Annotated in this window: 21 protein-coding genes and 3 pseudogenes; 12 read left to right on the top strand and 12 right to left on the bottom strand. The window is 68.9% G+C overall.

Translation table 11 applies throughout. The features are described from left to right. Positions 1–319: 319 nt before the first annotated feature. Positions 320–952, bottom strand: coding sequence for a TetR family transcriptional regulator (locus ACSMXV_RS07265; protein WP_473176892.1), 633 nt, complete (start codon positions 950–952; stop codon positions 320–322). Positions 953–1,083: 131 nt separating this feature from the next. Between ACSMXV_RS07265 and ACSMXV_RS07260 the strand changes: the two genes are divergently transcribed. From ACSMXV_RS07260 to ACSMXV_RS07250, 3 genes are read left to right on the top strand one after another with little or no spacing between them, the layout of a single operon-like run. Further along, on the top strand, positions 1,084–2,691 hold the full coding sequence (locus tag ACSMXV_RS07260; protein ID WP_473176891.1) for a bifunctional 3-(3-hydroxy-phenyl)propionate/3-hydroxycinnamic acid hydroxylase: 1,608 nt from the start codon (positions 1,084–1,086) through the stop codon (positions 2,689–2,691). An 8-nt stretch (positions 2,692–2,699) separates the two neighbouring features. Beyond that, positions 2,700–3,572, top strand: a complete 873-nt coding sequence (locus ACSMXV_RS07255; RefSeq protein WP_473176890.1) for an alpha/beta fold hydrolase — start codon at positions 2,700–2,702, stop codon at positions 3,570–3,572. Next, a complete protein-coding gene (locus ACSMXV_RS07250; RefSeq protein ID WP_473176889.1) occupies positions 3,569–4,582 on the top strand; it encodes a VOC family protein in 1,014 nt (337 codons plus the stop codon). Before ACSMXV_RS07255 ends, ACSMXV_RS07250 begins: the two co-directional genes overlap by 4 nt. 420 nt (positions 4,583–5,002) lie before the next feature. Here ACSMXV_RS07250 and ACSMXV_RS07245 read toward each other — a convergent pair whose 3' ends face one another. Further along, positions 5,003–5,671, bottom strand: coding sequence for a TetR/AcrR family transcriptional regulator (locus tag ACSMXV_RS07245; protein ID WP_473176888.1), 669 nt, complete (start codon positions 5,669–5,671; stop codon positions 5,003–5,005). A gap of 108 nt (positions 5,672–5,779) precedes the next feature. On the opposite strand from ACSMXV_RS07245, the gene ACSMXV_RS07240 reads away from it, so the two are divergent. Continuing rightward, the gene (locus tag ACSMXV_RS07240) at positions 5,780–7,276 is read left to right on the top strand and encodes an MFS transporter (RefSeq protein ID WP_473176887.1); all 1,497 of its coding nucleotides are present in this window, start codon (positions 5,780–5,782) and stop codon (positions 7,274–7,276) included. A gap of 220 nt (positions 7,277–7,496) precedes the next feature. On the opposite strand, the gene ACSMXV_RS07235 is transcribed toward ACSMXV_RS07240, so the two are convergent. The 6 genes from ACSMXV_RS07235 to ACSMXV_RS07210 form a co-directional block, all read right to left on the bottom strand. After that, complete coding sequence (locus ACSMXV_RS07235) at positions 7,497–8,279, bottom strand: fumarylacetoacetate hydrolase family protein (protein ID WP_473176886.1); 783 nt, start codon at positions 8,277–8,279, stop codon at positions 7,497–7,499. Positions 8,280–8,291: 12 nt separating this feature from the next. Next, positions 8,292–9,806 (bottom strand): sensor histidine kinase, encoded by a 1,515-nt coding sequence (locus ACSMXV_RS07230; protein WP_473178847.1) that lies wholly within the window; start codon positions 9,804–9,806, stop codon positions 8,292–8,294. Next, positions 9,806–10,552: a response regulator transcription factor gene (locus ACSMXV_RS07225; RefSeq protein WP_473176885.1), complete on the bottom strand. Its 747-nt coding sequence runs from the start codon at positions 10,550–10,552 to the stop codon at positions 9,806–9,808. The genes ACSMXV_RS07230 and ACSMXV_RS07225 overlap by 1 nt, the downstream gene beginning before the upstream one ends. A 123-nt stretch (positions 10,553–10,675) precedes the next feature. Next, the gene (locus ACSMXV_RS07220; protein WP_473176884.1) at positions 10,676–12,373 is read right to left on the bottom strand and encodes a CotH kinase family protein; all 1,698 of its coding nucleotides are present in this window, start codon (positions 12,371–12,373) and stop codon (positions 10,676–10,678) included. Further along, on the bottom strand, positions 12,373–13,050 hold the full coding sequence (locus tag ACSMXV_RS07215) for a DUF4956 domain-containing protein (RefSeq protein WP_473176883.1): 678 nt from the start codon (positions 13,048–13,050) through the stop codon (positions 12,373–12,375). Before ACSMXV_RS07215 ends, ACSMXV_RS07220 begins: the two co-directional genes overlap by 1 nt. Beyond that, positions 13,047–13,922: a VTC domain-containing protein gene (locus tag ACSMXV_RS07210; protein WP_473176882.1), complete on the bottom strand. Its 876-nt coding sequence runs from the start codon at positions 13,920–13,922 to the stop codon at positions 13,047–13,049. Before ACSMXV_RS07210 ends, ACSMXV_RS07215 begins: the two co-directional genes overlap by 4 nt. 218 nt (positions 13,923–14,140) lie before the next feature. Here ACSMXV_RS07210 and ACSMXV_RS07205 point away from each other — a divergent pair. From ACSMXV_RS07205 to ACSMXV_RS07180, 6 genes and pseudogenes are all read left to right on the top strand, one after another. Continuing rightward, positions 14,141–14,773 (top strand): annotated as a pseudogene (locus tag ACSMXV_RS07205) (MFS transporter); the annotation flags it as partial. A 164-nt stretch (positions 14,774–14,937) separates the two neighbouring features. Then, complete coding sequence (locus ACSMXV_RS07200) at positions 14,938–15,372, top strand: aldehyde dehydrogenase family protein (protein WP_473176881.1); 435 nt, start codon at positions 14,938–14,940, stop codon at positions 15,370–15,372. A gap of 107 nt (positions 15,373–15,479) precedes the next feature. Further along, positions 15,480–15,632: pseudogene (locus ACSMXV_RS07195) on the top strand (TetR/AcrR family transcriptional regulator); the annotation flags it as partial. 342 nt (positions 15,633–15,974) lie between these two features. After that, positions 15,975–16,586, top strand: a complete 612-nt coding sequence (locus ACSMXV_RS07190; RefSeq protein ID WP_473176880.1) for a TetR family transcriptional regulator — start codon at positions 15,975–15,977, stop codon at positions 16,584–16,586. Positions 16,587–16,682: 96 nt separating this feature from the next. Beyond that, a complete protein-coding gene (locus tag ACSMXV_RS07185) occupies positions 16,683–19,154 on the top strand; it encodes an MFS transporter (protein WP_473176879.1) in 2,472 nt (823 codons plus the stop codon). Between the two features lie 120 nt (positions 19,155–19,274). Beyond that, a pseudogene (locus tag ACSMXV_RS07180) lies at positions 19,275–19,579 on the top strand (transposase); the annotation flags it as partial. A 6-nt stretch (positions 19,580–19,585) separates the two neighbouring features. Here ACSMXV_RS07180 and ACSMXV_RS07175 read toward each other — a convergent pair. Both ACSMXV_RS07175 and ACSMXV_RS07170 read right to left on the bottom strand, forming a co-directional pair. After that, positions 19,586–20,104, bottom strand: coding sequence for a ferredoxin reductase domain-containing protein (locus ACSMXV_RS07175; RefSeq protein ID WP_473176878.1), 519 nt, complete (start codon positions 20,102–20,104; stop codon positions 19,586–19,588). A gap of 104 nt (positions 20,105–20,208) precedes the next feature. After that, entirely contained in the window at positions 20,209–20,472 is a 264-nt protein-coding gene (locus ACSMXV_RS07170) for a hypothetical protein (RefSeq protein WP_473176877.1), read from the bottom strand. Positions 20,473–20,967: 495 nt separating this feature from the next. On the opposite strand from ACSMXV_RS07170, the gene ACSMXV_RS07165 reads away from it, so the two are divergent. Both ACSMXV_RS07165 and ACSMXV_RS07160 read left to right on the top strand, forming a co-directional pair. Then, the gene (locus tag ACSMXV_RS07165; RefSeq protein ID WP_473176876.1) at positions 20,968–21,543 is read left to right on the top strand and encodes a DUF6262 family protein; all 576 of its coding nucleotides are present in this window, start codon (positions 20,968–20,970) and stop codon (positions 21,541–21,543) included. Between the two features lie 690 nt (positions 21,544–22,233). After that, on the top strand, positions 22,234–23,025 hold the full coding sequence (locus tag ACSMXV_RS07160; RefSeq protein ID WP_473176875.1) for an IclR family transcriptional regulator: 792 nt from the start codon (positions 22,234–22,236) through the stop codon (positions 23,023–23,025). A gap of 107 nt (positions 23,026–23,132) precedes the next feature. On the opposite strand, the gene ACSMXV_RS07155 is transcribed toward ACSMXV_RS07160, so the two are convergent. Both ACSMXV_RS07155 and ACSMXV_RS07150 read right to left on the bottom strand, forming a co-directional pair. After that, positions 23,133–24,302 carry an acyl-CoA dehydrogenase family protein gene (locus ACSMXV_RS07155; RefSeq protein WP_473176874.1) on the bottom strand — a complete coding sequence of 390 codons (1,170 nt, stop codon included), beginning with the start codon at positions 24,300–24,302 and terminating at the stop codon, positions 23,133–23,135. Continuing rightward, the gene (locus tag ACSMXV_RS07150; RefSeq protein ID WP_473176873.1) at positions 24,299–25,195 is read right to left on the bottom strand and encodes an amidohydrolase family protein; all 897 of its coding nucleotides are present in this window, start codon (positions 25,193–25,195) and stop codon (positions 24,299–24,301) included. The genes ACSMXV_RS07155 and ACSMXV_RS07150 overlap by 4 nt, the downstream gene beginning before the upstream one ends. Between the last annotated feature and the right edge of the window lie 14 nt (positions 25,196–25,209).

The following is a 25,209-nucleotide window of genomic DNA, read 5'->3' as shown; positions in this document are numbered from 1 at the left end:
CGGCGAGCGCTGCGCCCTGGGCGCAGAGGCGGTCGGCGACGTGGAGGCCGGCGGCCGCCGAGTGGCGTAGCGACTCGGCTGTGTCGGCGGGAGGGACGGACGGAGTTTGCATCGCGGACGCAGCCAGGCCGACCTTGTGAGCGACGACAGTGGCCCCGTCGGCCAGGCGCCAGGCGATGTTGTCTGTCCCGCTGGAAGGCGTAGGCGTCGCCCAGGTCCGAGCCGGGCAGCAGGGCCGACAGCGGGTCGATCGGCGCCACGTGATGCTCGGCCTCCCGCAGCGGTCGGCCGCCTTCCGTACGCTGCCGGATGGTCAGCGTCACCCCTTGCTCCTCGATGCCATGCGGGTCGCCGCGTCGTAGACCAGCTGCGCGTGCAGCTCGAACATCGCTACCAGATCGACGGCGTCGCCGCTGATCTCCCGCTGCACGAAAAGGCCGTCGGCGCCGGCGACGGCGTAGGTGGTGAGGGTGCGTACAGCGTCCTCGTCCAGGTCCGGGAGCAGTGTCTCGATCACTGCGGTGATCTTCTGACGGGCGATGTCACGGACCTGGAGGAACACCGTGCGGCCCCGGGGCTCCGTGGGGCGCCGCTCCAGGGCGAGCATGAGGCCCAGGCGCAGGAAGTCCGGGGCGTCGACCAGCGACTTCGCCACGTTCGCCGCCATGGCGGTGACCCGCTCCAGCGGCGTGCCCGTCTCTTCCGCCGGCAACTCGACGGCCGTCAGCCAGGTCTCGAAGCTGCGCTCGATGACCGCGGCGATCAGGTCGTCCTTGTCCTTGAAGTGCCAGTAGATCGAGCTGGCGGGCAGCCCGCACTTGGCCCTGACCGCCGCGATGGACGTGCCCTCGTACCCGCGCTCGCCCGCGATCTCCACCGCGGCGTCGAGGATGCGCTGCCGCGACTCCACCCCGTTCGCACGCATCTTGCGCGCCGACTGCGGACTGGTCATGAGAGGTGCCCTTCCTGTCGCGCCCAGCACTTGACCGTCTCCGGCACTCACCTTACCGTATCGTGCATTCCAATTGGAATAACCACTACAGCAAGAGCCGGCTGCGACAGGGACGACAGTGAGGTGGCCTGGTGAGCGAGATCAGCGCCAAGGACAGAGCCGAAGACAGTGCCTATGACGTGGCGGTGATCGGCTATGGGCCGACGGGTGTGACCGCGGCGAACCTGCTGGGGGCGATGGGCCTGCGGGTCGTCGTGCTGGAACGCGACGCCGAGGTGTTCTCCCGGGCCCGGGCCATCTCCACCGACGAGGAGGTCATGCGGGTCTGGCAGCGCATCGGCCTGGCCGAGCGGCTGAAGCAGGACATGCTGGCCGAGCGGCCGCTCGACTTCGTCGATGCGCGCGGCCGTGCCTTCATCAGCGCGCACCCGACCCCGCGGGGCCACGGTCATCCGCCGCAGATGTTCATCTACCAGCCGGCGCTGGAGCAGGTGCTGCGTGACGGGGTCGCCCGCTATCCGAACGTGGAGGTGCTGCTGCGGCACGAGTGCCTGCGGCTGCGCCAGTACGCAGACGGGGCCGGCGTGGAGCTGACGGTGGTGGGCACGGCCGACGACTCCGTCCACCGGCTGCGCGCCTCGTACGTGATCGCGGCCGACGGCGGTTCCAGCCCCACCCGCGCGCAGCTCAACGTCGGCTACGAGGGCCGTACGTACGAGGACCGCTGGGTGGTCATCGACACCGAGATGCTCAAGCCGTGGCCGGACCACGACCGGCTGCGCTTCCGCTGCGACCCGGCCCGGCCCGCCGTGGACTGCCCGACCCCGCTCGGCCACCACCGCTGGGAGTTCCCGATCCTGCCGGGCGACGACGAGAAGTACCTGACCACCGACGACGCGGTGTACGAGCTGGTGTCCCGGTACGGGATCAGCAGGGACAGCATCAGGATCTTGCGGGCCACCGTCTACAGCCACCACGTGCGCTTCGCCTCCCGCTTCCGGGCGGGCCGGGTCTTCCTGGCCGGGGACGCCGCCCACGCCATGCCGCCGTGGATCGGCCAGGGCATGGCCGCCGGAGTGCGGGATGTGGCCAACCTGTGCTGGAAGCTCGACGCCGTGCTGCGCGGCGAGCTGCCCGAGACGGTGCTCGACACCTACGAGGCGGAGCGCAAACCGCACGTCAAGGAGGTCACCAAGCGGGCGGTGTTCGTCGGGCGGATCATCACCGAACGGCGCCGGCCGGTGTCGGCGGTTCGCAACTCCGCACTGCGGATCCTGAACCGCGTGCCGGGCTTCGGCGACTGGCTGCAGGACTCGAACTGGATACCCGTCGCTCGCTACGCCGCTGGTCTGCAGGCCCGCCCGCGCACGCGTGCGTCCGGGTGTCAGATTCCCCAGCCCTGGGTGACGGGTCCGGACGGAGCGCGCGTCCGCCTGGACGACGCGCTCGGCAGCCGCTGGCTGCTCCTGCACGCCCGATCGGTCACACCCCAGCCCGCGTGGGACCGCCTCGGCGTCCCCTCGCTCACCGTCACGCCCGCCGGATCCCGCCCGGCCGAGGGCGCGCTCGTCGACAGCGACGGTGTGCTGCTGTCCTGGCTGGCCGAGCACCGCGCGGCCACCCTCGTCCTGCGCCCGGACGCCTACGTGTACGCCGCCGCGCCCGCGGGATCCCAACTCCCGCCGCCCGCATCCGGATTCGCTCCGGCGCCGCACCCGACCGCCACCACCGCCCCGTGAGGACCACCATGACCACACAGACCGGCCTGCCGTCGATGCAGGAGAAGCTGTACGACGTCGGAAGCAAGAAGATCTTCGTCGCCGAGACCGGCGACGGCCCGCCCGTGCTGCTTCTGCACGGCGGCGGCCCCGGCGCCTCCGGCGTCTCCAACTACGCCCGGAACATCGCCGCCCTGGCCAAGGAGTACCGGGTCATCGTGCCCGACCTGCCCGGCTACGGGCGCAGCACCAAGGGCGTCGACGGCGCCGATCCCTTCGGTTACCTCGCCCACAATATCCGCGGCCTGTTGGACGTACTCGGCCTGGAGCGCGCCCACTTGGTCGGCAACTCCTACGGTGGCGCCTGCGCCCTGCGGCTGGCCCTGGACGCCCCTGATCGGGTCGGACGCATGGTGCTCATGGGCCCCGGCGGCATCGGTACAACACGCTCGCTGCCCACGCCGGGTCTCAACAGCCTGCTGAAGTACTACTCCGGGGACGGGCCTTCCCGGCTGAAACTGGAGAAGTTCATCCGCCAGTACCTCGTGTTCAACGCTGCCGACGTGCCCGACGAGGTCATCGATGCGCGCTACCGGGACAGCATCGACCCGGAGGTCGTCGCCGACCCGCCGCTGCGCCGCCCCTCCGGCCCGAACGCACTGCGCACCGTCTGGAAGATGGACTTCACCCGCGACCAGCGCCTTGCCCGCCTGCCGGTGCCCACCCTGGTGCTGTGGGGCGCCGAGGACAAGGTCAACCGGCCCAGCGGCGGCCGGATGCTGGCCGACCGACTGCCCAACTGCGATCTGTACGTGGTCGCCAACACCGGCCACTGGGTGCAGTTCGAACGCGCCGAGCTCTTCAACCGCCTGTGTGCCGACTTCCTGGCTGGCCGCCGATGAACACGCCTGACGACCCGTCCGTCTTCGGCGCTGTCCACCTCGGCTACATCGTCATCGAGACCAACCGCTTCACAGACTGGCGACGCTTCGGCGCCGACGCCATCGGCATGCACCATGACGCCCTCGACACCGGCCTGATGCGCTTCCGCCTCGACGACCAGGAATGCCGCTTCCTGTTGCAGCGAGGCCCGGCCGAGGACGTCGTCGCCACCGGCTGGCACATCGACGACCACACCACCTTCGAACAGATCGAGGCCCGCATACGGGCTCATGGCGTACCCGTCACACACGGCACCGCCGAGGAAGCGGCTCTGCGCGGCGTCGAACGCCTCCTGCGCTTCCCCGGCCCCAAGGGCATCACACAGGAGATCTACACCACCCCCGTGAAGTCGGCCGAGCCACTGCGCATGCTCGCCTCCGGCTTCGTCACCGGCGACTCCGGCATGGGCCACGTAGCCATCACCTCCACTAAACCGACGCAGCTCCGCGGCTACTTCAACACCGTCTTCGACGCCCGCCTGACCGACTACATCGACGAGACCATCAGCGGCGTCAAACTCAAGATCCGTTTCCTGCGCGTCAACGAACGCCACCACTCCATCGCCATCGCCGCCACCCAAGGCCTGCCCATCGACCCCATCCGCACCCGCGTCCAGCACCTCAACATCCAAGCCGCCACCCTCGACGACGTCGCCCAGAGCTACCAGCGCGTGCACGAACTCGGCTTCGACATGGCCCTGTCCGTGGGGCAGCACACCAACGACAAGGAGCTGTCGTACTACGCCCGCACCCCATCGGGCTTCGAGTGGGAGGTCGGCTGGAACCCCATCGTCATCGACGAGAACACCTGGCAACCCACCACCCACCAGGGCATCAGCATCTGGGGCCACACCCCCGTCGGCCAGACCATCATCGACAAACTCGACCAGTTCAGGACCGGCGCCCGATCCCTCACCCGCCCGGAGGACACCGTCCCCGCGCTCAGCGGCGCAGGCATACCCGACGGCTGACCGCCTGGCCGGGCCGGGCTCCGAACCGGTCCGGCCCGCCCCGTTCCCACAGCGGACGAGGCGGACAAGACCTCTATGCCTGCCCAACGCGCGCGTCGGCCTGCCGTCGCCCGAGGGCGCGGACTACACCGTGCAGCCCGTCTGCGTGGGGACGCCGAGACGGGAGTCGATCCGGCGTACGCCGTCCACTTCAATGCCAGTCGCAACAGGGATGCGGCCGGCAGTGACGTCGTGGGTGCTGCCGGGTTCGACGGCGGTGACCTGAACGGGCGAGGCGCACCGCCGGAAACGGGAGCGAGACACGGTCTAACGCTTCGGCGCCACCTGCCCGCCGGGGAAGGGCCCAGGCACGTTGACCACGGCGTGGCGTTGCCGGATGCCATTCCCTGCTTGCCGGCCCGTTCGCTTGTGAAACGGGCTTCAGAATACGGCCTGCTCGAGCTCGTCGTGGGTGAGGGCGCTGTGGGGCAGGGGGGACGGGATGTCCCGGTGCGGGCGCAGTCCGTCCAGCATCAGGGCGAGGTAGCGCTTCCACAGGTCGGGCGCCACGGTTCGGCTGTGCTCGCTGACGGTTCCGAGCATGAGCTGGATGAGCGGGAAATCGGTTGGTTCGATGTCGTCGCGGAGCTGGCCGGCCTGTTGCGCGCGTTCGATGACAGCGCTGACCGCGGGGACGAGTCGGGCCCGTGCGGCGCTGACCCGGTCCTTGCCGTGTGCGCCTTCCAGAAGCACTTCTCTCAGGCCCCGGTCGTCGGCCATGTCCTGGGTAGTGGCCAGGAGGAACCGCACGAACCCGTCCCAGGGATCCTCATGGGTGAGGGCCTCTTCCGCCAGCGTGACCAGGCGTTGAACATCGGCCTCGAAAACGGCCTCGATCAGCTGCTCCCGGTCGGCGAAGCGCCGGTAGACGGTGCCGACACCGACTCCTGCGTGGTGGGCGATGGAGTCGAGCGTGACGTCCAGCCCTCTTTGGGCGAAGACTTCCTGAGCGGCTGCGACGATGCGCTGCCGGTTGCGTTCTGCGTCCGCCCGCAAAGGACGCGCCGAGGCCTCGTCGGGGGGTGGGCTGTGGGTTGTGCGGCGGCTCATGGGACCACTCTAGCCGCTATCCGGAGATAGTGTCTCCGATTTGGTGTTACGGTTGCTCCGTAAGCGGAGATGTCATCTCCAGTTGACTCCTTGCGTACGGAGAGACGTATGAGCACCGTTACCCACGAAACAAGCCGGCCGGGGGCGGGGCGGGCCGCAGACGGGCAGCGCGGTCGCCGCTGGCTGATCCTCGCGGTCATCGCGATCGCTCAGCTGATGGTGGTCCTCGACGCCACGATCGTGAACATCGCGCTGCCGTCAGCCCAGCAGGACCTGGGTTTCTCCAACGACAACCGTCAGTGGATCGTCACCGCGTACTCGCTGGCGTTCGGTGGTCTGATGCTGATCGGTGGGCGCATCGCCGACCTCATCGGTCGCAAGGCCACCCTCCTGATCGGCCTCACCGGTTTCGCCGGCGCGTCCGCGCTGGCCGGCGCTGCGACGAACTTCGAGGTCCTGGTCGCCGGACGGGCGCTTCAGGGCGTCTTCGGTGCGCTGCTGGCGCCCACCGCGCTGGCCCTGCTCACCACGACGTTCACCGATGCCAAGGAGCGCGCGAAGGCGTTCGGCATATTCGGCGCGGTGGCCGGTGCGGGCGGCGGCGTCGGCCTGCTGCTGGGCGGCGTGCTCACCGAGCACCTCGACTGGCGCTGGTGCCTGTACGTCAACCTCATCTTCGCCGCGGTCGCCCTCGTCGGGGCTCTGGTACTGCTGCCGCGTCACCGCCGCGACAAGGATGTGAAGATCGACGTCCCCGGCATGGTCACCGTGACGGCCGGCCTGTTCGCTCTGGTCTACGGGTTCGCCAACGCCGAGACGAACGGCTGGAGTGCGGCGGGCACCTGGGGCTGCCTGGCAGCCGGTGCGGTGCTGATCGCGGTGTTCGCACGGCTGCAGACCCGCGTCGCGCACCCGCTGCTGCCCCTGCGGATTCTGCTCGACCGCAACCGTGGCGCCGCCTCCATCGCGGTCTTCATCTCGGCTGCCGGCATGTTCGGTGTCAACCTGTTCCTCACGTACTACCTGCAGCAGACGCTCGGCTACTCGCCGGTCGAGACGGGCCTGGCGTTCCTGCCGATGATCGGCGCGATCATGGTGACCTCCATGCTGTGCACCAGCGTCCTGGCGCCACACTTCGGCCCGAAGCTCATCGTGCCCATCGGCATGGCTCTGGCCGCCGCCGGCCTGATCTGGCTGACCGACCTGGGGACCGACTCCAGCTACGCCGCCCACATCCTGCCGCCGCTCATCGTCTTCGGGTTCGGCCTGGGCCTGATCATGGCGCCGGCCATGAGCGCCGCCACCTCCGGCATCGCCCCGGCCGACTCCGGTGTCGGCTCCGCCAGTGTCAACACCATGCAGCAGATCGGCGGATCCATCGGCACCGCCCTGCTCAGCTCCCTGGCCGCAAGCGCCGCCACCGACTACCTCGCAGGCCGAAAGGCCACCCCGGACGCGCTCGCCCAGTCCGCCCTGCAGAGCTACTCCACCGCCTACTGGTGGTCGGCCGCCTTCTTCGCCGCCGGAATGATCATCTGCTGCCTGCTCTTCCGGCGCGGCGTACCGGCCACCAGCCCCGACGCGGCACCCGCCGTGCACTTGTGAGCTGCGATCGAGGATGTGGGCGGCGAGGTCGAGGTCGTCCTGTCGACCGTGGGCGCGGTTACGGTCGTTGAAGAAGCGGGCCGGCCACGGGTGTCGTGGAGCCGGGCCCGGTGTGCCAGGTCTGCCAGCCACGGCCCGCGGGGCGGCGCTTTCCTCGAGCAGATGGCGGGGGCGAAGCGGGCTCAGCGCCCCAGCAAAGGGTTGAACCAGCTCCGCCCTCTCAGAGGCTGAAGGTGATGGTGTTGTGCAGTTCGCCGATTCCCTTGATCGCGGTGGTGAGTTGGCTGCCGTCCTGGAGTTGGTCGACGGTGGTTCCCGCGGGCGTGCCCATGGTGATCAGGTCGCCGGGCATCAAGGTGGTGCGGGTGCTGGTGTGGGCGATGACGGTTGCCACGTCGAAGAGCAGCTCGGAGGTGTTGGCTTTCTGTCTCACGCGGCCGTCGATGGTTGCGGTCAGGGTCAGTCCGCGGGCGCCTGGGGGCAGTTCGTCGGGGGTGACTAGCTGCGGGCCGATGGAGACGACGGCTGGCCGGCCGGGGGCGGCGATGGTGTTGACGGCGGTGTAGCCGGCGACGTGGCGCAGGGCCTTGTCCGTCGGGACGTGGGAGGTTTCCCGGCCTATCACCACGCAGAGTTCGACGCCCCAGCGGATGTGCGACGCCTGGGGGATGCGGATGGCATCCCGGTGGCCCACGAGATGGTCGATGGGGGTGGTCAGCAACTCGGGTATGTCCGGCCGCGGGGCGTCCAGCTCCTTGGCGCGTGCCGCGTAGTTGACGGCTACCTGGGTGAGGGTGGCGAGCCCGGTTGCGAGGGGGGCGGTGTCGGCGGGGGCGTACTGGTGGGCGAGGGGTTCTCCGGGGGCGGCGGCGTGCCCCTTCCATCGTTCGCCGGTGGCGATGGCGGCGCCGACGTCGGGGAACGGAAGGAGGACGATGTGGTGTTTGTCCAGGCGTGCGGCTGCGGTGCGGTCGCTGGTGATGCGGACGGTGGTCAGCCTCATCGGTGGGCTCCCTCAGTGCGCGGGCAGGAGTAGGCGGAAGGTGGATCCGGCTGCTGGTCGGGTGTCGAGTTCGACGCGGCCTTGGTGGGCTTCGGCGATGGCGGAGGCGATGGCGAGACCGAGGCCGGTGCCGGGCTCGGTGGCGTCGGCGCCTGGTTTGGCGCGGTAGAAGCGGTCGAAGACGTGGCGGGCGTCGTCGGGGGTGAGGCCGGGGCCGGTGTCGGACACCTCGATCACGGATGCGACGGTGCCGGGTGGCAGGGCGGGGGTGGGGCTGGTGCGGCCAGGCCGGTCGACGCCTCCGGCGGCGGCGCTGGTGTGGACGGTGCCCACGCGTACGTGGATGCGTGCCGTGCCGGGGGTGTGGGTGCAGGCGTTGGTCAGCAGATTGGTGACCACTTGGGCGAGTTGGTCGGTGTCGCCGAGGGCTTCGATGACGTCGAGTTCCTGACCGCCCGCGTCCGCGTGTCCGGTGCGGAGCGGTTCGAGGGTGATGGTGCGCTCGGGGTGGCGTACGGCGGTGCTGGTGATGCTGTCCGCGGCGAGCGACAGCAGGTCGACGGGGTCGTGGTGGGGGTCGGGGGCGTGGCCGAGTTTGGCGAGGAGGAAGAGGTCGTCGACCAGGCGGCTCATGCGGTCGGCGTTGGAGGCGATCAGCGCGTGGGCCTCGGCTCGGCGGTGCTCGGGCATGCGGGGGTCGTCGTCGTGGAGGAGTTCGGCGAAGCCCTGGATCGCGGTGAGGGGAGTGCGCAGTTCGTGGCCGGCGTCGGCCATGAAGCGGCGAAGCTGCCGCTCGGACGCCTCGGTGCGGTGCAGGGCGTTGCGCAGCCGGTCGAGCATGGTGTTCAGGGCGTGGCCCAGTCGGCCGACCTCGGTGGCGGGGTCGGTGTCGGGGACGCGCAGTTCGAGCTCGCCGTCGGTGATGTGCTGGGCGGTGCGCTCGACGCGGGAGAGGGGGCGCAGGCCCAGGCGTACGGCGGCGTTGCCGAGCAGGACGACGCCGACGGCGACGATCACGCCGAGCAGCACACTGAACCAGAACAGCTTGGTGGTGGCGCCGTCGACCGTGTCCAGGGGCAGGGCGACCACGGCGCGCGTGTGATCGGGGCCGGAGTCGGCCACCACGCGCCAGCTGCCGTTGCCGTCGCTGGCCGGCAAGGTGGCGGGTTCGCCGTTGGTGAGGCTCAACGCTGGGCTGTTGCCGGGGAGTTGAGGACCTGAGTCGCTGCCGCGGCCCAGGGAGTCGTGCATCAGGCGGCCGTCGGAATCGTAGAAGTAGACGCGGTAGTCGGAGGGCAGGACGTCGTCGCTCTTGGGCAGGCGCAGTCTGCCGTCGTCGGCGATGTCCTGGTAGACGTGGGGCGGCGGGCGGAAGCCGGTGAGTCGTTCGTCGACCTGGCCGGTGAGCCAGGAGCGCAGCACGCTCAGTCCTGCGGCCTGGCACAGCAGCACTGCGGAGGTCGCCAGGACTGTGGCGATGAGCACGAGCCGGGTACGGAGTGAGCGCGGCCGCCGTGGGCGCCACATCACGGGACGGCCGTGCCGGCGTCGTCGTCCGGCAGGCGCAGGCAGTAGCCGACGCCGCGGACGGTGTGGATCATCGCGGGTGGGGTGTGGTCGATCTTGCGGCGCAGGTTCTTGATGTAGGTGTCGACGATGCGGGTGTCGCCCGCGAAGTCGTACTGCCACACCTCCTGAAGGATCTCCTGCTTCTCCAGCACCCGCTCGGCCCGCGCCATCAGGCACGCCAGCAGTCGGAACTCGGTCGGGGACAGCTTCAGGGGGCTGCCCGCGCGCTGCACGGTATGGGTGTCCTCGTCGAGGGTGAGGTCGGCGTAGCGCAGGGGCGGGCGCCCGGGGGCGACGGAGGCCGGGGCCGCGGCGCGGCGCAGGATCGCTCGGATGCGCAGCAGCACCTCCTGGACGTGGAAGGGCTTGGTGACGTAGTCGTCTCCGCCGGAGCTGAGGCCGATGATGCGGTCCTCGACCTCGGTGCGGGCGGTGAGGAACAGGACGGGTGTGTAGACGCCCTGCGCGCGCAGTTCACGGGTGAGTGCGAAGCCGTCGGTGTCGGGCAGCATCACGTCCAGGACGATCAGGTCGGGGCGGCGGCTGCCTGCCTCGAACATCGCCTCCTGGCCGGTGACGGCCGCGGCGACGGCGTATCCGGCGGCGCTCAGGGCGGAGGTGAGAAGGGTGCGGATGCTGGGATCGTCCTCGACCACGAGGATGGTGGACCGGGCCGAGGACGGCCCGGAGGTCGGGTGGGGCATGTGCGGCTCACTGGGCAGAGGGTGGTGCCGTGCGAGGGTAACGGCACCAGCTGTGAGAGAAGGCCGGTGTGCGGGAAGGCCGGGGCCCGGGCGGTGACGGGGGCATCCGCCCGGGCCCCGGGGTCATCCGGTGACCTGCTTGTTCTTCGCGAGCGCTGCGGCGCGCTCGGTCACCGTCGTACGCAGCTTCGTGACGGCCGCGTCCAGTTCCTTCGAGGAGCCTGCGGCGTCGTGGGCCTGGCCTGCGATCCGGTCCAGAGCCTTGGTCGCCGTGCCGGAACCGTAGAGCTTCGCGTACACCTCCTTGTACGCCTTCTCATAGACCGAGTCGAAGGCATCGGAACCCAGGAACCGGTCCTTGAGGGCATGACCACTCATCTTCGACAGCCCGCCTTCGGGCATTCCCTCTGGCAGGTTCTTGGCGATGTCATCCGGGATTCCCTCCGGCAGGCCCTTGCCGCCCTGGCCGCCACCGAAGACGTCGCCCATGCCGATCTCGTCGTCCGGGCCGGTGGACGCGTCCCCGGTGAACGTGAGGTTGTAGTCCCACCCCAGGACGGAGAACTTCTTGTTGTCCAGGTCGTACCAGAGCAGGTAGTTCTTGCCCGGCCCGGCCATGTCGTCGAAGTTCAGCAGCAGGTTCTGTGTGGCGATGTACGTGGCGAGCGAGTCGACGTCCACGTACTGGTCCAGGTCCTCCTCGAATTCCTTGTCGGACGCCTCGTCCACCCACTTGATGAGCTTCATGACCGGCTCCAGATCCTGGCTGCCGACCTTGTTGAGCTGGCGGAAGGATGTCTCGTAGTCGGAGGGGTCGTCGCCGCGGTAGGCGAAGCTGCCGCCGGCCCGCGCCTTGTACAGCACCCCGTTGCCGTCGTCGACGGCCTCGGCGTACTCGGTATCAGGGTTGTCGACCATCAGCCGGGTCGCCGCGGGCCGGTCGTTGATCTTCACCGAGGTGAAGCTGTACGCCTCGGCGGGCTGGCCCGAGGACTTCGTCAGCGACAGCGAGAGCGCCTCGTTCAGCGGCACCTGCGCGTTGCTGCCTGGACGCAGCGAAATCTCCCGCTCGCCCTGGTAGGCGCGCCCCTCGATGTACTCGTCGATCTTGATGAGCCAGGGCAGTTCCTCGGGCTTGTCCGCGGACAGGTTGTACAGCGTGAGCCCGCCGACGGCGCCGCCCATGCCTCCGCCGGCCCCGCCGGTTCCTTCCTGGCCGACGGCCTTGCTGTCTCCGGCGTTCTGCCCGGGTTGCCGGCCAGTGGCGCCGGGACCGCCGCCGGTGCTCTGGCCGCGGTCCCGGCCCCCGCCTGCGTCCTCTTCGGAAGCCGACGGAGCGCCCTGTCCGGCGCCGGCTGCACCGGGCATGGTCCGGCCGCCACCGGGCATGCCCTGGCCGTTGCCGCGCAGGGACATCAACGTGGAGTTCCCCTTGAGCCGGATTCCGACGTCCTCCAGGTAGACGCCGTCGATGGTCAGGTCGGCCGAGATGTAGTCCTTCGTGCCGTCCTCCCGGTACTCCTTCATCATCTTGTCGAAGTCGGTCTGGTCATAGCCGAGTTGGATCGAGTGGGACGCCGAGGCGTCGTAGAGATCCACGGCGCCCTCGACGTTCTGCGTGATGGCGTCCGCCTCCACCTGCGAGGAGGAGGTCACATACGGCGACACGCGTGCGTCGCCGAAGAAGTACACCGCCACCGCGAGCCCCGCGCACAGTGCACCGGCCGGCTTCCAGTGGTGCCGCAGTCGCACCGGCAGCCGGTCTTTCAGGCGCCGTCGGGGCGCGGGGCGGGCTGTCGGCTGCCGCTCGTCGCCGGACATCACAGGTCGGTGGTGTCGTAACCGGTCAGGACCGTCACCCGCTGTCCGGACGTGCGCTCCTGCAGCGCGGACACCAGGTCGCTGGGCTCAGCGCCCTTCTTCATGCGCACGGTGTAGAACACCTCGGTCAGCGCCCCGCCGCGGATCGTCTCGGTGCTCACCAGCTCGAACTCGCTGGTGTACTTGATCAGTACATCGCTGATCGCGGGCCCGTAGTCCTCACCGGCGGGCACCTGAACCTTGACGACCTGGCGCTGCACGTTCAGGGCGAACCAGTTGAACTTGAACATGACGAGGACGACGACGCAGATCACCACGGCGCCTACCGCGGCCAGCGTGTAGAAGCGGGCGCCGCAGGCCATGCCGATCGCCATGGCCAGGAAGATGAAACCGACGTCCCGTGTCTCCTTGACCGCGTTACGGAAGCGGACCACGGACAACGCACCGACCAGGGAGAACGCCCGTGCCAGATTGGACCCGACGACCAGCATGATCAGCGCGACGATCATGCCGACGATCACGAGGGTCTGGACGTAGGACTGGCTGTAGGAGACGTTGCGGTGCGTGTACCGGTAGGTGTAGCCGATCATCGTGCTCAGGATGAACGACAGCGCCATGGCCGCCACGACATCGGCGACGCTGAACGTCCCGCTGAGTTCCTGCAGATCGAAGTTCACTGTGCTCCTGCTTTCAGCAGCGCGTGCTGCGGCTGCTGCTCGATAGGTGTGGGGGTGGGCGGCGGGTAGTCCGCCTCGTTGATGTGGAAGACCGAGCGCGGCGCCAGACCGAACGCCTCGATGGACTGCACGTACTTGGAGATCCGGACCAGGTTGAGGTTCCGCCGTGCGGCAAGGTCGGTGATCCAGTACGGAGTGCGCTCGTTGACCTTGATCTCCATCACCGACATGTGCGGTGGGATGGTGAACCGGTTCTCCGGCGTGGGGGTGCCGAAGTGGAAGTCCCGGTCCCGGCCCCGGATACGCCGGTCGAAGGTGACGCGCAGGCCGGTGTCGGCGTGGCGGCCCACGAGGGCTTCGCGCTGGTAGCCGGTGATCGCGGTGGGCTGCAGATTCAGCCGCACGATCAGTTCGAGCACCTCCTGGATGAAGGCGCTCTCCCTCGGCGAGTGGTCGACCATCTCCCGGCCGTCGCACAACTGCCGCGCGATGCCGTAGGGGAGCGTGATACGCCGCTTCTGCGTGACGCGGTTGACGCGCTGCTTGATCTCCACGCACACCGGAGACTCGTCGGTGACCCCGTCGAGATCGCCATAGTGACGTATCCGCAGCTTGCGCCGGAACTTCAGCCCCTCGATCTTCTCCCAGTAGAACCGGAGCTGAGGGGTGTCGTAATACAGGCTCCACACGCCGTAGCCACCCACCGGGCTGTTGAGGTCACGGTCCATCCGCTCGCCCAGCTCGTCCCGGATCTCGGCGGCTTGCTCGACCGGCACGAGGTACTTCAACTCGAACCGGTTGAACGCGTGCAGCCTGCTGGCCACATGCAGCGGCTGCTCGTCCCCCTCTGCTCCTGCGGCTTGCGACACCATGCGCCTCCTCTTCGTACGTGCCGGATCGGCCGGCGAGAGGAACGCAACCAATGGCACATGAGAAGCCGATGAGAATCGTGGGTTGATTGCGGGAGTACTTCAGGTGGCTCAAGAATGAACAACTGGTGTCCGTAGATGCGCTTCAGCACTTCACTCAACGAGACGTACCACTCCAGCGCTCAGCCGTCCCTGGCGGGACGAGACGAGGCTTCCCCGTGATGGACCCTGCTGGCCAGTTCACCCAGCAGGACCTGGGTTTCTCCAACGACAACCGTCAGTGGATCGTCACCGAGTACTCGCGTGCGTTGGGGGACTGATGTTGATCGGCGGGCGCATCGCCGACCTCATCGGCCACAAGGTCAACCTCCTGATCGGCCTCACGGGTTTCGCCGACGCGTCCGTGCTGGCCGGCGCCGCCACGAGCTTCGAGGTCCTCGTTCGCCGGACGGGCGCTTCAGGGCGCCTTCGGTCCGCTGCTGGTGCCCACCGCGCTGTCCCTGCTCACCTCGACGTTCACCGACACCAAGGAGCGCGCGAGGGCGTTCGGGATCTTCGGCGCGGTGGCCGGTGCATGCGGCGGAATCGGCCCGCTGGGCGGCGGCGTGCTCACCGAGTACCTCGACTGGCGCTGGTGCCTGTACGTCAACCTCATCTTCGCCGCGGTCGCCCTCGCCGGAGCGGCGGTGCTGCTGCCGCGCCACCGCCGGAGCAAGGGCGTGAAGATCGACGTCCCCGGCACGGTCGCCGCGACAGCCGGCCTGTTCGCTCTGGTCTACGGGTTCGCCGACGCCGAGACGTACGGCTGGAGCTCGGCGGGCACCTGGATCTTCCTGGCCGGAGGTGCGGTGCTGAGCAGGCGGTCGGCGAGTCGGCTGCGGGGCCGGCGCGTACCTCCTTGATTCCAGTTCGCACCGCTCTCATGCCAACGGCCCTGCGCACGCGGGGAGTCGGGGGAGCCGCAATGCTCTGACGAGACACCGGTCGGCTCGACCGGTGCACTGGAGGCGAACGTGTTGTGAAGCGGTACGGGCACTGGATCGGCGGACGGGAAGTGGCACCTGGGGACGGTCGGTACCTGACGTCGACACACCCGGGCGGCGCGGACACCGCGGTGTGTGAAATCGCCGCCGGAACGGCAGTTGACGTGGATACCGCCGTCGAGGCCGCCGGACGGGCGCTCGACGGGTGGCGCGAGCGCAAGCCTGGTGAGCGTGGCTGGATCCTGGGCGCAGTTGCGGCAGGGATCCGCGAGGCTTTGGACCGGCTCGCCGCGTTGCAGTCGGCCGAGACGGGCAAGCCCGCGTGGCAGTTGTTCCTGGCTCGTGAGGGTGTGGGCAACGCTCACGGCATACCTCCTCGGAGGGGTTCAACGCTTCCTTTGTCTGGGCCCGAAGGACACCGCAAGCGCCAGACACGATGCAACGAGACTCATCTGATCTGTTCTCGTTGACCAGCTGTCGCAGGCAATGCGCCTCGCCAGCTATACAGCCCCGCCATATGACGCTGGAACTGGACGCGTTGGGGACACACTGCAGCGCTGGTTGCCCAGCCCGTCGTCAGGTCTACCGCCACGAGGTGTAGCTGGTCGCCGACACCGCGGCCCGGCTGCTCCAGACCCGCACACCGGACCAGGCCCGGCGGGAGTGGGTGGACCGCCTCGCCCAGTACGCCATGGCCAAAGCGGGTCTGGCCGACGCGATGCGCAAGTCCCCAGGATGGGCTGCGTGCCGTCGCACCCGGCGGTGAACAACGCGGTCGTTCGCCCCATTCAGCGTGGACCGGACGCACCCCGCATCGGAGGCGGGCGAATCGGAGGCGGGCGCATGGACGGGAAACCATCGCCCGTGCGCCCGCCATGGTTCTGGACTGTGAGCCCGGAGCCGTCATGCATGCGGCCGCCTGCCTGGGTTTCCCCTCAGCTCCCGCGCACCCACCCCCAGGGGTGAGGGCCAGGTCCCATGCGGAATGGCAGAGGCGCCAGCGAAGGTCCATGCACGGTGGGCACTTATTGCGTGTTATGAAAACCCTGCACAGTGTGCAATAGTCGGGGTTATGACGAGAGCGACTGAGACTCTGCGGGAGCGCAGGCGGCGTGAGACGCGGCAGGAGATCCATGCCGCCGCGCTGCGGCTGTCCAGGGAGCACGGCTTCGAGAAGGTCACCGTCGAGATGATCAGCGAGGAGGCCGGCGTATCGGCGCGGACCTTCTTCAACTACTTCCCGAACAAGGAGACCGCTGTCGTCCATGGTCCGCAGCCGCTGCGTTCCGGCGCCGTTGCCGCGTTCGCCGCCGCCGGCCCTGCGCATCCGCGCCAGGTGCTCGCGGACCTGGCGGAGTTGCTGGTGACCGAGCTTGCGGTGCACCGTCCGGAACGCCAGGAGATGCACGCCGTTTTCGAGCTCACGCACGAAAGCCCGGTCCTGCTCGCCGCCTTCCTGACGACTATGGAGGAATTCCAGCGCGCGGTGGCCGCAGCGGCCGCCCAGCGGCTGGGCGTCGCAGAGGACGACGAGGTGCCAAACCTGATCGCCGCCCTCGCGATGACGGCCGTACGTACGGCGATGGAGCGCTGGTCGCATGCTGAACCGGCCGACAGCGAGGACTCCCCGGTGCCGTACATCGAGCGCTCCATGGATCTGCTGCGCACCCTGCTCGCCCCGTAACCCCCGCGCACGCCCGGTGTTAGGGGCCGCCGCCGCTGCGGCCTGCCGGACCCTGTGCCTGCCCGAACCCTGTCAGTTGTGGAGTAGCTGCTACCGATGAACAACCACGCCAGCACGGCGGCGGCCGCAGAGGCCCCATCCCGTACCGTGCCCCGCCACTTCGGCCTGATCTACGCAGGTCTGATGGTGTCCATGCTGCTGGCCTCGCTCGACCAGACGATCGTCAGCACCGCGCTGCCGACCATCGTCGGTGAGCTGAACGGCGTCAGCCAGATGGCCTGGGTGACCACCGCGTACGTCCTCGCCGCCACCATCGCCATGCCCGTCTACGGCCGACTCGGCGATCTGGTCGGCCGTAGAAACCTGTTCCTGGCAGCCATCGCCATCTTCATCGTCGGCTCTGCGGTCGCCGGCATCGCGCCGGACATGGCCACCTTGATCGCCGGCCGGGCCATCCAGGGACTCGGCGGCGGAGGCCTGATGATCACCGCTCAGGCGATCATCGCGGACCTGGTGCCGCCGAAGCAGCGCGCGAAGTACATGGCTCCGATGGGCGCCGTCTTCGGCCTGTCGTCCGTCGCCGGCCCGCTGCTCGGCGGCTGGTTCACCGACCACGCCGACTGGCGCTGGGCTTTCTGGATCAATCTGCCGCTCGGCGTCATCGCGTTCGCCGTCTGCGTCTTCGCGCTCCGGCTGCCGCGCCCTGCGGCCAAGGTGTCCTTCGACTGGCTCGGCTTCGTACTGATGGCCGCCGCCGTGACGTGCACCGTGCTGGTCGCCGACTTCGGCGGCACCGACTACGCCTGGACCGACCCGCTCGTCCTCGCTCTCGCGGGCGGCGGCGCGCTGGCCTGGGTGCTGTTCTTCTTCTCCCAGAGCCGTGCCACCGAGCCCATCCTTCCGCTGCACCTCTTCCGCAGCAAGATCTTCAACATCGCCACACTGCTCGGCCTGATCGTCATCGGGGTCGGCATGTTCGCGGTCATCGGCTATATGCCGACCTACCTGCAGATGGTGTACGGCAAGAGCGCCACCGAGTCCGGACTGCTGCTCATCCCGATGGTCGTCGGTCTCATGAGCACCACGATCCCCTCCGGCCAGATCATCAGCCGCACCGGCCGGTACAAGATCTATCCGATCATCGGCACCGCCGTCGTCGCGGTCGCGGTCCTGCTGATGTCGACCCTGCAGACCGACACCCCGCTGGTCCAGCTGTGCCTGTACATCTTCCTGCTCGGCGCCGGCATGGGACTGATGATTCAGAACCTCGTGCTCGCGGTGCAGAACGCCTTCCCGGCCTCTGAGGTGGGCACGGCCACCTCCGCGAACAACTTCTTCCGCGAGATCGGTGCCACCCTCGGCGTCGCCGCGGTGGGCGCGGTGTTCACCGACCGGCTCGCCGACCAGCTCGCCGAGCGGATCCCGGCCGGCGCGGCCGAAACCGTCGGCGACACCGAATCCCTCACCCCAGCACTCGTCCACTCGCTGCCCGGCCCCGTCCAGGACGCCGTGATATCCGCCTACCAACACGCCCTGACCCCGATCTTCGGCTACCTGGTGGTGCTCTTTCTGGTCGGCCTCGTCCTGGCCTTCTTCCTGCCGGAGAAGAAGCTCTCCGACACCAACTCCCCCGTGGCGGGAGGGACTCCGGCCGACGAAGGCCCCGAGCCGGCCCTCACCGCGCCCGAGCCTGCGACCGAGCCCGTGGCCGTGCCGGAGCTCGTGGCCGTGGGTGCGGCCACCTCCGATGATGCGCAGCCCATGCCGTTGACGGCGGCTGGTTCGCGCCCGTACGGGCCGCACGGCTATGGCATACACGGCACGGTTCGCAACGCTGATGGGGTCGGGGTGGCGCGTGCGGCGGTGACGCTGATCTCGTTGAATGGGCGGCAGTTGGGGCGTTCGGTGGCGCATGCGGATGGTGCGTACGCGCTGGACGCGCCCGGGCCGGGCAGCTACGTGCTGATCGCGGCGGCCGACGGCCACCAGCCGCAGGCGTCCACCGTCGTCGTCGGTGAGGAGGCGCTCAGTCACAACATTCTGCTGTCGGGCACCAGCCGACTGGCGGGCCTGATCCGCAGTGGTGTGGACGGTCAGCCGGTGCCGGGAGCGATGGTCCTGGTCACCGATGTGCGGGGCGAGGTGCTGGCCACCTCCAAGACCGGCGAGAGCGGTGACTTCGGCTTCGATGAGCTGATGACCGGTACCTTCACGCTCGCCGTCAACGCCCCGGGCTTCCGGCCCACGGCACGGCCGGTCGAGGTGGACGGGAACGGGGTGACCCGGACCGAGATCGAGCTCGCCGCGGGCTCCCGGGTACAGGGAGTGGTCCGGGCGGGCGCCGGTGCCAGGCCACTGCCGGACGCGCGGGTCACGCTGGTGGACGCGGCAGGCAATGTGGTCGCCACCTCCACCACCGGCGAGGACGGCGTGTACGCCTTCACCGACCTGGACTCCGGCGACTACTCGGTCATCGCCGGCGGCTACCCGCCCGTGGCGAGCGCCCTGCACATCAACGGCCCGGGAGCGGACGGCTTCGACATCGAACTCCACCACTCCGACGAGTAATTCACCCACCACGCCATTGAATCGCCCCGGGTCGAATGGAGGCTCGATTCTCTGAGAGGATTGAGTCATGTCACGCCCCTCCCCCCCTACCCCGCTGAGCTGCGCAAACGCGCTGTCCGCATGGTCGCCGAGGTGCGGCCCGAGTACGATACCGAGTGGGCCGCGATGAAGGCCGTCGCGTCCAAGGTCGGGATCGGGGACGACCGAGACGCTGCGCAAGTGGGTCCGCCAGGACCGGACCTGTTCTCCAGCACGGCCTTACGGAGGATGCTTCCGAGGACACGGAAGGCTGAGCGCTCCCCCGCGAGATCGACAGCGGGACCGGCCGGGGACAACGACGGAGGAATCCGCAGGTCAATGCGCTGAAGAAGGAAGTTGCCGAGCTCAAGCGGGCGAACGAAATCTTGAAGGCCGCGGCGAGTTTCTTCGCGTCAAGTTGATCCCAGAACGGCGGGCTGGAGCCGGAAGCTCTCGACCAGTAACGATGAATAAACGAGCCCCACAGGTTCGGGGCCGCACGCGTAGATGACTCCGCCGTCGCCCAACTCACCGAGAACGGTGTCGAGTTCGAGCAGGCTGGTCTCGTCCTCGGGCCGGGCCGAGATCCGGCCCGGCTCCTGGCGTGCGAGGTCGGCGAGGTGGTCGAGGCGGGCCATCGACGCACGCCGCCGACCGCCGTAGCGTAGCCGCCACGGCTTTCCGCGCCGCTGGACCTCGCTGATCATCGGGAGGATCGGGGTGATACCGATGCCGCCCGCGATGAACAGGTACTCGGCCGCGTCGACCAGGGGGAGGTTGTTCTTCGGGTCGCTGACCGTGAGTACGGCACCGGGTCGGAGCTCGGTGTGTACGAACCTCGAACCGCCCAGGGCCGACGGGCTCGTGCAGTACGGCCACTGTCCACGGCTGCCGACCGGGCGGACCGCACCGCGAGTACTGTCGCTCGGCACCGGTGGGCAGTCGGACGTCGATGTGCGCGCCTGGCTCCCACGCCTGTAGCTCACCGCCCGCCGGGTCGGTGAGTTCGAGTGACAGGACGTCCTCGGCTTCCACGTCATGCGTCGGCGACCAGTGCATCGCGCTCGGCGGCGTGGTTGTAGAGCGTGTGCTCGCCGTCGGGCCAGGTGCGCAGCTCTCCGCGGTAGCCGGCCGCTTCGGCGAAGGGCGCCAGGGCCGCCGGGTCGGGGGCGAACGGATCGGCCCCTCCGTGCAGGGCCAGCAGCGGGCGGTCGATCCGATGGCGGACCGGGTCGAACCGCAACGCACCCAGAACAGCGGCCACCCGGTCTCCGCGGTCGGTGCCGATCGCGGCGGTCATCTGGGTGGCGGCAGGCGACTTGGCCGGCGCCTGGGGCGCGGCAGGCGACGTGGGCGGGGTCGGCCGCGCCCCCGTGGGTCGTCGCAGCACCCTGGCTCAGCGATCCGAATCATCGAGCACCAAACGAAGGGTGCACAGTCTCGTTGGTCCGCACCGCGCCGTCCCCCTCGGCTCGGCGTTCCTCGCGTTCGCCGACCGGGTGCGCGGCAGCGCCGCCGACGCCGGATCATGAAAAATCCACCGGACCAGGCGCGCGTGCGAGGGCGGGAACTCCCCAGCGCTGGAGGATGGTCTCCAGGGTGACGTGACGGTCGTCGACGGCGGGGCTGGCCGATACGGGCCGCCTCGGCGTGGGCGCGGGTCACGCGCGCGATGTCGTCCGCCGTGATCGCGCTGGACGCCGGCCATCTGCGGGCCAGGACCCCGCGTACACCGGACCGCAGGAGCCGCCCACAAGCTCCTTCCGCTGACCGTGGTCAATCAGAAGGAGAGGCCGTGACCGCCCCCGAGAATCCCCGTGCAGCCGCTTTGAAGGCGACACGGAACAAGGACAGTGAGGAGAAGCGAGCGCGGGTCCTAGACGTGCTGGCGAGGATGCAGCGCGACGGAGTGAAGGTCACGTTCGCGGCCGTCGCGAAGGCTGCGGGCGTCTCCACCTGGCTCGTCTACGCCGAAGGCGTCCGCGAGTACATCGAGGCGGCCCGCCAGGACCAGATCGAGCACGGCATCGAGACCCCGCCTGCGGCCGTCCCCCCGCAGTCCAAGGTGAGCGCCGACAGCCTCAAGACCGATCTCGCTCTAGCCCGGCAACAGATCAAGGAACTGCGGACGGAGCGGGACAAGCTGCGGGAACGGCTCCGGCTCCAGCTCGGCACCGAACTGGAGCAGCAAGACAGCTCGGCCCTGGTCGCGACGATCGACGAGCTGTCCCGAGAACGAGACGCCCTCTCCCGCCAGCTCGACCATGCCAAGGCCGACAACCAGATCCTCCGCGAGCGCGTCACCGAGCTGGAGGACGATCTCACAGCATCGCGGCAGAGCCTGCGGAAGATGATGCGCAACGGGACCTGACATGAGCCGCGAGGGAGCCCGGCTCGTGGTGCCCTCGCGGCAACGTCCCTCACGTCCCCGACTTGAACCTAGGTCTTCGACCTGCGAAGACTTCAAACAACTAGAGATAATCGAGGCGAACGCCGACTGGAACGCAGCCCGGAACATCCTGCACCTATACCGGATCGGCCTCGTGGCGATCCCGGCTGCCGGAAGGTGCAGTCGTCAGGCGCGGAACGCGTCAAGCCTGCCGCCGCAAGGTAGGTCGGAATCTCCTTCCTGAGCTTGCGAAGGGAGGAGAGCACTTCAGTTCGCCCGACGCGGGCAGCAGCTAAAGGGTGAAAGTCCCGATGAGGAGAGGTGAGACTAACTCATTAGCCGAGCGGCAAGGGCGTCTCCGTGAGGAGGGGGCTGGAGGAAGCCGGAGGCAAAACCGGGTACCGAGGTACCCCGCGGTCTCTTGTTGCACGTCCTCCAGGGCTTCCGTGGCGAGGACGTCCTGTTCGTCACTACCGCGATCGCATCGGACGTCGCAACGGTGCTCACAGTGGCGGACGGCTGGTGGTCCGACGACTGCCCTGGCTGCCTCACTGCCAGGACATTCCGCGAGCTCACCCCTGGTGTGTCGTCTGTGTACCGTGAAACCATCCACCGTATGTGGGGAACTCTGATATGGACCGGGCTGTGGTCCCTGTGCGCGGTGACGCTGTAATGGCGCGTTCGGACGCCCACGAGTCCGTGATTGCACGCGCGGCACGTGTTCTCGATGCCTTCGAGTACGACCGTCGGCTGCTGACCGTCTCGGAGATCGCTCGTAAGGCGGGCATCCCCGTCCCAACCGCGCACCGTCTCGTCAACCAGCTCGTCGAGGTGGGATTCCTCGAGCGGGCCGAGCCGGGACGGGTAAGGATCGGAATGCACCTGTGGGAGCTGGCGTCGCTCGGGGCGCGGGCACGCGATCTCCGGGAGGCGGCGATGCCGCACCTGGAGGACATTCACGCGGCGACGCAGCAGCACACGCAGCTGATGGTGCTTGAAGGCACCGACGTGCTTGTCGTGGAGCAGCTCAGGGGACACCAGGCGATGGATCTCCTGCTGGCCGTCGGCCGGCGGTTGCCGGCTCACACCGCTTCGGGGGGCCTGATACTGCTCGCCCACGCGGACCGCGCGCTCCAGGAGGAGCTGCTGGATGGTCCGCTGGTCCGGTACAACAGCAGGACGCCAGCCGACGCCGCGACGCTGCGCCGGATCTGGGCCGGCGCGCGGCAGCAGGGGTGGCTGGTGTGCGACGGGTATGTCGAACCGCACGCACTCGGCATCGCTGTCCCGGTCACCGGGCCCGACGGCCAGGTGGTCGCGTCGCTGGGGGTGGTCATTCCGTCGGAGGGAGCGGTCCCGGGTGCGCACATCCCTGTTCTGCTGGCGGGTGCCCGGGGGATCGCGCGGGCACTGCGGGCGCCCCGGCCTGCGCGGACGCGTATGGCGAAGTATCTCGCCGAATGACCCGCACGGGCCGCGGTGCGGAACTTACGGAAACTCAGTTCTGACAGCGGTACGGCCACCGGAGCCAGGACTCCGGTGGCCGTACCGCTGTCGTCCTTTCCGTGACGTCACATGAGCGAACGTGCGATCACGATGCGCTGGATCTGGTTGGTCCCCTCGTAGATCTGGGTGACCTTGGCGTCGCGCATCATGCGCTCGACCGGGAAGTCATGGACGTAGCCGGAGCCGCCAAGGAGCTGGACCGCGTCGGTCGTCACCTTCATGGCCGTGTCCGAGGCGAAACACTTGGCCACTGCACCAGCGGTGGTGATGTCCCCGCTGTGCGCGTCGAGTTGCCGGGCCGCGGCGTAGGTCAGCTGGCGCGCTGCTCGGATCTGCGTCTCCATGTCGGCCACCATGAACTGCAGTCCCTGGAACTCCGCCAGCGGTTTTCCGAACTGCTTACGTTCCTTGAGATACGAGGTCGCGCAGTCCAGCGCGCCCTGGGCGATGCCGACGGCCTGCGCGGCGACGGTGGCGCGTGTGCGGTCCAGGGTGCCGAGCGCCAGCCTCATGCCCCGACCTGGTTCACCCACCATCCGCTCGGCGGGGACGAACACGTCGTCGAGGTAGATCTCCCTGGTGGGCGACCCCTTCAGGCCCATCTTCTTCTCCGGTGCCCCGAAGGTCAGCCCGCTGTCGGTCGCCTCGACGACGAATGCCGTCAGCCCGCGTGCACCTTTCGCCGGATCGACGGAGGCGAACACGACGTAGGCATCGGCCCGGCCCGCGTTGGTGATCCACCGCTTGGTGCCGCTGAGCCCCCAGCCACCGTCTACCGCCCTCGCCCGCGTGGAGACAGAGGCGACGTCCGAGCCCGCCTCGGGTTCCGACAGGGCGAAGGCGCCCAGCCACTCCCCCGAGGCGATCCGCGGCAGATACCGCTGCCTGATCTCCTCCGATCCGCCGATGAGCAGAGGGAGGGAGAAGAGCTCGTTGGAGCCCATCACCTGCTGGGTGGTGGCGCATGCTCGGGCGACCTCCTCCGCCACCACCACGCCGGCCAGATGGTCGCCGCCCTCGCCGCCGTAGGCCTCCGGGAGGGTGACGCAGTGCATCCGCGCCTCCACGAGTGCCTTCAGTGAGGTCTCAGGGAAGGCGCCTTGCTCGTCGACCTCGGATGCGTGGGGAGCGACCTGGTCCTCACAGAGTTCCCGGACGACCGTACGCAACTCGACGTGGCCGTCTGCCAGTCCGTGCGTCGGAAGGCGGGTCGGAAGTTGCTTCGCAAGGCTCATGCCGCACTTCCCAGACCGAGCAGTCCGAGCGCGTTCTCCTTGAGGACCAGCGGCTTGACCTCCTCCTTCACATCGAGCTTGGCGAAGTCGGCGAACCAGCGGTCCGGGGTGATGACCGGGAAGTCGGAGCCGTAGAGCACCTTGTGGCGCAGCGGACCGCCGAGCTGCCGGACCAGCTGGGGCGGAAAGTACTTCGGTGACCAGCCGGACAGGTCGATGAACACGTTGGCCTTGTGCGTGGCGATGGAGATCTGCGTGTCGACCCAGGGCACCGCGGGGTGCGCCATGACGATCCGCAGGCCGGGAAAGTCGGCGGCTACGTCGTCGAGGAGCAGCGGGTCGGAGTAACGCAGACGGATGCCTCGCCCGCCCGGTAGTCCTGCGCCGATGCCGGTCTGGCCGGTGTGGAAGAGGGCGATGGTGCCCAGTTCCTCCAGGGACGCCCACAGCGGGGCATGCGCGGGGTCGTTGGGCGCGAAGGCCTGCAGTCCCGGATGGAACTTGAATCCGCGAACGCCATACTCCTCCGCCAGACGCCGTGCCTGCTTGACCGCGTCGTCACCGCGCTGGGGGTCCACCGATCCGAACGGGATCAGTACGTCGGCGTGCTCGGCAGCCTGTTCGGCGATGTGCTCGCTGGACAACGGCTGGTGGCCGAGTCCGCGGCCGGCATCGACGGTGAAGACGACGGCCGCCATGCGCCGCTCACGGAAGTGGGCAGCGAGGTCGGCGACCGTGGGCGTGCGGTTGTGGTCGCCGCGGAAGTACGCCGCGGAGGCGTCCATCAGTTCCTGGTCGAGGGAGAAGTGGCCGTGCCCGTCGGACTCGACATGGGTGTGGAAGTCGACGGCGACGATGGCGTCGGTGTCGATGCGGGGTGTGTAGACAGTCATGGTTCCCATCGGCT

The organism is Streptomyces sp. DSM 42067, assembly GCF_055792885.1.
The sequence above is the reverse complement of the archived record's forward strand: the minus strand, read 5'-3'. Positions and strand labels throughout refer to the sequence as shown.